The sequence below is a fragment of the Streptococcus sp. 4155 genome, assembly GCF_013276695.1.
GTDB classification, from domain to species: Bacteria; Bacillota; Bacilli; order Lactobacillales; family Streptococcaceae; genus Streptococcus; species Streptococcus pseudopneumoniae.
The window spans coordinates 5,097-12,275 of the sequence record NZ_VMLM01000024.1; the positions used below are offsets into that span (position 1 = coordinate 5,097).

The 7,179-nt window shown below is 36.0% G+C and carries 6 protein-coding genes; all 6 read left to right on the top strand.

All coding sequences use genetic code 11. The features are described from left to right. Window positions 1-485: 485 nt before the first annotated feature. Window positions 486-2,189 (top strand): site-specific DNA-methyltransferase, encoded by a 1,704-nt coding sequence (locus HT715_RS03465; protein WP_054388223.1) that lies wholly within the window; start codon window positions 486-488, stop codon window positions 2,187-2,189. Window position 2,190: 1 nt separating this feature from the next. Beyond that, on the top strand, window positions 2,191-2,895 hold the full coding sequence (locus tag HT715_RS03470; RefSeq protein ID WP_054388222.1) for an SLATT domain-containing protein: 705 nt from the start codon (window positions 2,191-2,193) through the stop codon (window positions 2,893-2,895). Between the two features lie 31 nt (window positions 2,896-2,926). Continuing rightward, complete coding sequence (locus HT715_RS03475) at window positions 2,927-6,004, top strand: DEAD/DEAH box helicase family protein (RefSeq protein WP_054388221.1); 3,078 nt, start codon at window positions 2,927-2,929, stop codon at window positions 6,002-6,004. A 13-nt stretch (window positions 6,005-6,017) separates the two neighbouring features. Further along, entirely contained in the window at window positions 6,018-6,470 is a 453-nt protein-coding gene (locus tag HT715_RS03480) for a CFI-box-CTERM domain-containing protein (protein ID WP_023936107.1), read from the top strand. Window positions 6,471-6,766: 296 nt separating this feature from the next. Then, window positions 6,767-6,913, top strand: a complete 147-nt coding sequence (locus tag HT715_RS03485; protein WP_000770987.1) for a hypothetical protein — start codon at window positions 6,767-6,769, stop codon at window positions 6,911-6,913. 32 nt (window positions 6,914-6,945) lie between these two features. Further along, window positions 6,946-7,179 (top strand): helix-turn-helix domain-containing protein (locus tag HT715_RS03490; protein WP_138703607.1); only part of this gene is annotated, 234 nt, incomplete at its 3' end.

The window sequence follows — 7,179 nt, forward strand, 5'->3', positions numbered from 1 at the left end:
TATATACGGTAAGGCGACGTTGATGTGGTTTGAAGAGATTTTTGAAGAGTATAAATATAAAGAAAAATCAGAAATTGAGATTAGAGAACTCTTTTGATTTCAATCCTTATTTTTGATAAAATGAAGCTGTAATGTATTAAAAATGAAGCATTACAAAGATAGGATAAGCCAACTTAATTTGTTAGAAAATTAAAATTACAAAAGCTTGACAAAGCTAAGAAAGGATACTACCATGAGCACAGCACAGCACAGCACAGCACAGCACAGCACAGCACAGCACAGCACAGCACAGCACAGCACAGCACACAGGTGAAAACTCTGGACTTGAGAAATTAACTCTCACTTCAAAAGATGTTTTTACAGATAATATTTCAAAAATTGGTCAACTTTTTCCTGAAGTTCTGACGGAAAAGAGGGATGAATACGGCAGATTACGTCCTGCGATTGACTTTGAGAAGCTTAAACAGTTTTTATCAGAGGAAATTGTGGATGGTCGAGAATCCTATGAGTTTACTTGGGTTGGAAAGCGTGAAGCTATTGCAGAAGCTGGGCGACCAACTACTAAAACCCTAAGACCAGATCTTGATGAAAGTGTTGACTTTGAAAACAGTGAAAATGTCTTTATTACTGGAGATAATTTAGAAGTCTTAAAAATCTTACAAGAATCCTATCTAGGAAAAATCGATATGATTTATATCGATCCACCCTATAATACAGGAAAAGACTTTGTATATTCTGATAAGTTCCAAAAAACAGACGAAGAGTTGAAGGAAGAGATGGAACTTTTGGATGAAGAAGGACGCCAGGTAGTTGGGCTTACAAAAAATGAAAAGACTTCGGCCCGTTATCACTCAGACTGGCTCAATATGATGTATCCACGTCTCCGCCTAGCACGTAATCTCCTCAAGGATTCAGGTGTTATCTTTATTTCTATCGATGATAATGAACAAGCTAACCTCAAAGCTATCTGTGATGAGATATTTGGGGAGGAGAATTTTGTAGCAGGTGTAATTTGGAATAATAAATACACAGTTTCAAATGATACTGATATTTCGTACCAACACGAGAGTATATTAATTTACTCAAAAAATAGAAATTTTGGACAATTAAATTTATTACCACGTACTGAAAAACAAAATAAAAGTTATAAAAACAGGGATGATGACCCAAGAGGTCCGTGGAAATCCACCCCGATTCATGCTAGGAGTGGTAGCTTATCAAGTATTTATACTATTAGATTTCCTAACGGAGTTGAATGGACTTCTCCACAAGGAACATATCCTCGATATTCCAAAAACAAATTAGAAGATTTATACAATGATAATAGACTTTATTTTAATAAGAATGGAGGAGTAGATAAAAAAACATTTTTATCAGAGGTTAGAGATGGTGTAACAGTTGGAACCCTTTGGAATTATGAAGAAGTGGGACATTCACATGGTAACAATGAAGAATTAGCATTATTAATTAAGAAGGGTATGTTTAATGACCCTAAGGGAACTAAGCTATTAAGAAAAATTTTGAAGATTGGAAGTAAGAAAGATTCTATTGTATTAGATTTTTTCGGTGGTTCGGGTACTACGGCGGATGCAGTCATGCAACTGAATGCTGAAGATGGTGGAAATCGTAAGTTTATTCTGTGTACGTTGGATGAGGAAGTAGCAGATAAGTCTGCTGCTAAAGAAGCAGGTTATGAAACCATTGACCAAATTTCACGTGAGCGGATTCGTCGTGCTGCCGCCAAGATTCAAGAGGAGCATCCAGAGTTGGTTGACAAGCAGGACTTTGGATTTAAGGCTTACAAACTAGATTCTTCTAATTTTAAGGATGTTTCAGCTAGACCGGATCAATTTATTCAAGGAGAACTATTTGATAGTGTATCCAATATCAAGGAAGGACGTACTGGCCTTGACTTACTTTTCCAAGTTATTCTGACATGGGGAATGGAACTGTCACTAGCCATTGATTTGGATAAGGTAGCAGGAGCAGAAGTTTATGACGTAGATCAAGGTTCGCTCATGGCTTGTTTCGAAGATGAAATATCAGAAGAAGTAATCCGTCACATCGCTCAAGCACAACCACTTCGTGCCGTTTTCCGTGATAGCTCATTTGCCAATTCAGCAGATAAAATTAACGTAAGTGAAATCTTCAAAGAATTATCACCACATACAAAAGTGAAGGTGGTGTAATGTGAGCGAAATTCTAGATTTTAAAGATAGAGATATAGACTATGAGATTAATTTAAAATGCAATTCGATAGATACTGTAAGGGCAGCTAGAATTAATACAAGTAAAAGATTGTACGAGTATGCTGAAAAATGGGAATTGATCTTTTTAGCAATGAGTATAATGTCAACGGGTTTACTAGTGTATTCGCTAATAAATCCCGAAAATAAAGATAGATTAGCTTTGTCGGCTTTGTTTTCCATATATTCTTTGCTTGTCCAGAATTTTGTTGCTAAGTTGAATTATAATGAGAGAGCTCTGAAATTACACTATCATCAGTTAGAATTAGAAGACTTTTTACTTGATTTAAAATCAATTATTTTCCAAAAATCACTTAGTGATGATGAAAAAATTAATAAATACCAACAGATAATGTCAAGGTATCAAATTAGCCTACGCGGAAATGAAAATCATTCAGATTTTGATCACAAGTATGCTAAAAAGTATCAGAAGAGAAAATATGGTCAAGGCAATTCGCAATCTGACATGGAATCTAAAGTAACAGAAGAGACAATTGAAGATGGTAAGAAAAAGTGTTGCCTAAAAGATGCCTTTCTTTATATTGAGCAATTTATCAAGAGACATGATTTTAGTTGGAATAAAATCATTATTTGGTTTCAATATATATTGATTCCATTAGTTCTTATCTGGTATTTGGTTTTATCCTGAAAGTAATAAATTATAAAGAAGAAAATAAATTATGAAACTACAATTTAAAAAACAACAATTCCAGTTGGATGCGGTTAGTGCCATTGCAGATTTATTTCAAGGGCAAGCCAAACATACTGGAGTTCAGTATATGGCGGATCCAGGTCGTCTCAAGTCAGATGAGGTAGATTTGGTTTTAGATGCTTATCGAAATGCACCGATTCAATTGAGTCAAGCAAGTATACGAGAAAATGTTCATACTATGCAAACTCGCTATGGTTTGCGTCCTTCTGATAAACTATCGATTGATATGATTGCTGGACGAGAAGCTTATAATTTTTCCATAGAGATGGAGACGGGAACAGGGAAGACCTACACTTATATCCGTACAATTATGGAGTTGAATAAACGCTATGGCTGGCTTAAATTTGTCATTGTCGTTCCAAGTGTAGCCATTCGTGAAGGAGTTCTCAAATCTCTACAGATCATGTCAAGCCACTTTCAGATGGAGTATGGCAAACAACCACGCTATTTTGTCTACGATTCTTCACGTTTAGGTGATTTGGATAGTTTTGCCAATTCGTCAGACCTTCAAATTATGGTCATCAACTCTCAAGCTTTTAATGCGAAAGGGAAAGATGCGCGACGGATTCATTCTGAGCAGGAAAGTTTCCGTTGGCGTCGTCCGATTGATGTATTGGCAGCTATGAATCCGATTATGATTATTGATGAGCCTCAGTCTGTTGAAGGGAAACAGACAAAGGAAAGACTAAAAGATTTTAAGCCATTGTTTACGCTACGCTATTCGGCTACACACAAGGAAAAGCATGATATGGTTTATAGATTGGATGCCATGGATGCTTACAATCAAAAATTAGTGAAAAAGATTGCGGTTAAGGCTATTGAGCAAACTGGGACGACCGGGACACAAGGCTATCTTTATCTACAAGAAATCATTCCACAAAAAACAGGAGCACCCAAAGCAAAAATTGAGTTTGAAGTAAAAACGCAGTCAGGTGTCAAAAGGAAATTGAAGGTAGTGGAAGAACCCTTTGATTTATACGCTGAATCAGGGAATTTATCTGCTTATAAAGGAATGACCCTTAGTCACTTTGATGCAAGGGAGAACAAACTTCAAGTTGGCGTGACGCAAGAACTTCATGTTGGTGAAGTGATAGGGGAAGTGGATGAGTCGAGCATCAGAAGAATTCAAATCCGAGAAACTATAAAAAGTCATCTCGAAAAAGAAAGTAAACTGTACAATCGAAGAATTAAAGTATTATCCCTATTTTTCATCGATGAAGTGGCCAAGTATAAACAATATGATGAACATAATGATGCCTATAATGGTGAATATGCTCAGATTTTTGAAGAAGAATATCGAAATCAAGTAAACCAGTTTATCCAAACACAGGAACCAACTCCTTATCGTCGATATTTGGAGGCTAATCTTGAAGGAAATTCAGTTCATGCCGGTTACTTTTCGGTAGATAAAGTGAAGAAGTCAGATAAGACCATTTTTGTGGACTATAAATCTGCCAGTGAAAAGAAAAATAATCTTTCAAATGACATTGATGCCTATGACTTGATTATGAAGGACAAGGAGCGTTTATTGAGCTTTGAAGAGCCAGTTCGTTTCCTCTTTTCTCACTCAGCTCTAAAAGAGGGATGGGATAATCCTAATGTCTTTCAAATCTGTACGCTGAAGCAATCTTCAGCAGAGACTCGAAAACGTCAAGAAATCGGTCGTGGTATGCGTTTAGCAGTTGACCAAAACGGAATTCGTCAGGATTTTGAACTCTTAGGAAATGATGTTCATGAAATCAATAAACTGACAGTAATTGCAAATGAAAGTTATGATCAATTTGCTCGAAGTCTACAAGAAGAAATCAAAGAACTCTTAGCAGAACGTCCTGTAAAAGTGGATGTTACTCTCTTTACGAATAAAGTTCTAACGAATCAAGAAGGTCAAACAATACGAATTACCAAGGAACAAGCAGATTCGATTCATTTTGATTTGATTCGACAAGGCTATATAGACCGTGAAGGGCAATTGACTGCAGAATATTTTACTACAAAAGAAAATCATCAGTTACAACTGTCTGAAACACTAGCAGGTTATGAGGATAAGCTGGTAGAGATATTGGAGAGCGTTTATCATGCTGGACAGTATGAAATTGAAAATGCCAATAATGCGGTAATTCAATTCTCAAATGAGGTCAATCAAGAAAATATTGCCCGAAAAGAATTTTTAAATCTCTGGAAGCAAATCAATCGTAAGACGAGTTACCAAGTAGAGTTTGATGATGCGGAATTGGTAAAACATTCGGTTGACTATATCAATGAGAAATTAGTCGTTAGCAAACCAAGCTTTCATATAACTCAAGCAAGCGCTACTGAGATGAGTAAGGAAGAAGGTCTCCATCTCACAGTAGCTGAGAATGATCGTCAGCAAGAATATCTAACGGATTCGCAGATTATGACCAAATATGATTTACTAGGGGAAATTGCTGAACAGACTGGTTTAACTCGTAAATTGGTTGCGGAAATATTAAGTAAAATCTATGTCTACCAATTTGACAAGTTTAAACAAAATCCTGAAGAGTTTATTCTTAAGGTTTCAAAGCTCATTAATGAACAAAAAGCGAGTCAAATTATCAAGCATATCCAGTATAATGTGTTAAATGAAGAGTATGATATGGACTTGTTTTATGACAATCCTGAAACTGCTAACAGATCAGATGATCACTTACTTGAATCCAAAAAAGGGATTTACAATTTTGTAAAAGTTGATTCCAATACGGAGAAGACCTTTAAAGAATCTTTGGAACAATACGAGGATGTTCGTGTTTATGTGAAGCTACCAGGGAAGTTCAGTATTGCGACTCCGCTTGGGAACTATAACCCTGACTGGGCAATCGCCTTCCGTGAAGGTAGTGTCAAACATATCTATTTTGTTGCAGAAACGAAAGGCTCTATGTCTAGTCTTCAATTAAAACAAGCTGAGCAAGCAAAAATTGCCTGTGCGCGTGCTCATTTTAAAGCGTTAGCTCAAGCTGGATTGATTAGTGATCAGCACATCTATGATGTGGTTTCAAGTTACGAGGAATTATTAAATATTGTAAGATAGAGAGGTAAAAGAAATGGAATTTATTGTATATCGTAAGGGAAGAGAAGTAGCTGTTTTACAACGTAGGAGTGATGCAGAGAGATATGTGCGCTCTAAAACTGGATTTTTTGGTGAACCAGATGCTTACTATCAGATTGAACAAAGAGGTTGTTATTTGACAGAAGCAGCTGTAACTTACAAGGGATTGGCAGATGACTGTGATGAATTGATGACTTTGCGAAAATTCAGGGATTCTTATCTAGCTTTTAAAGATGGTGGTCAGGAGGAAATTGAATCCTACTATAAGATGGCTCCTCAGATTGTTGCCAAGTTAGAAGAACATTCAAATCGTGAGGAAATACTAGAGTCTATCTGGTCAGGACTTGTCTTACCTTGTGTTTCCTTGATTAAAATAGGAGAGAATCAAACTTGCCATCAATTGTATAAAACATATACACTAGAATTGTCTCAAAAAGTGGTCCAATAAAACGAGTAGAGTATAGGAAAAGAGTTCGGGTCCTCGCTAACTTGTATAGTGAAGAGACCCCCTATTCTATTTAGATCCCCAATACCAAAACAAACGTGTCAAACTAATCACTAATAGAACATACTTGGAAGATTTTGAATGGAATGAGGAAGATACAAAGGAAGACAATTTCTCTAGCTGGCTTGATGAAATGGTAGGATTGTAAGGGGGGATTTTTACCCCTTGGGTTTTAAGAGTATATATAATTAAGATAAACTAAAAAGACTAACACAAAAAAAGAAAGTAGAGAAAAGAAAATGAAGTTATTAAAGGGTTTGGGCTTTGCCTTGGTATTGTTTTACATGGTTATATTTATTGGAGTAAACTTTGTGACTGTTGGGGTTGATAATGATAAAAAAGAAGAAACAACAAAAGAGATACAAAGGTATGAATTGTTAGACTAGACTAAAATAAAAAAGCATTATACAATAGTAATATGAAATCAACTAAAGAAGAAATCCAAGCTATCAAAACACTTTTAAAAGACTCTAGTACAGCTAAATATCATAAACGCCTTCAAATCGTTCTATTTCGTCTGATGGGTAAATCTTATAAAGAGATTATAGAGCTTTTAGACTGTAATCAAACAACGATTTGGCCAACTGTAAAAAAATATGAGGAGTTCGGACTCGACTCTCTCCTTCAAGAAATACGTGGTGGTCGTAACCAT

Bases quoted from the DNA above. Each gene is read 5' to 3' on its own strand.
- HT715_RS03475 (WP_054388221.1), top strand. From the start codon at position 2,927: ATGAAACTACAATTTAAAAAACAACAATTCCAGTTGGATGCGGTTAGT.
- HT715_RS03480 (WP_023936107.1), top strand. From the start codon at position 6,018: ATGGAATTTATTGTATATCGTAAGGGAAGAGAAGTAGCTGTTTTACAA.
- HT715_RS03485 (WP_000770987.1), top strand. From the start codon at position 6,767: ATGAAGTTATTAAAGGGTTTGGGCTTTGCCTTGGTATTGTTTTACATG.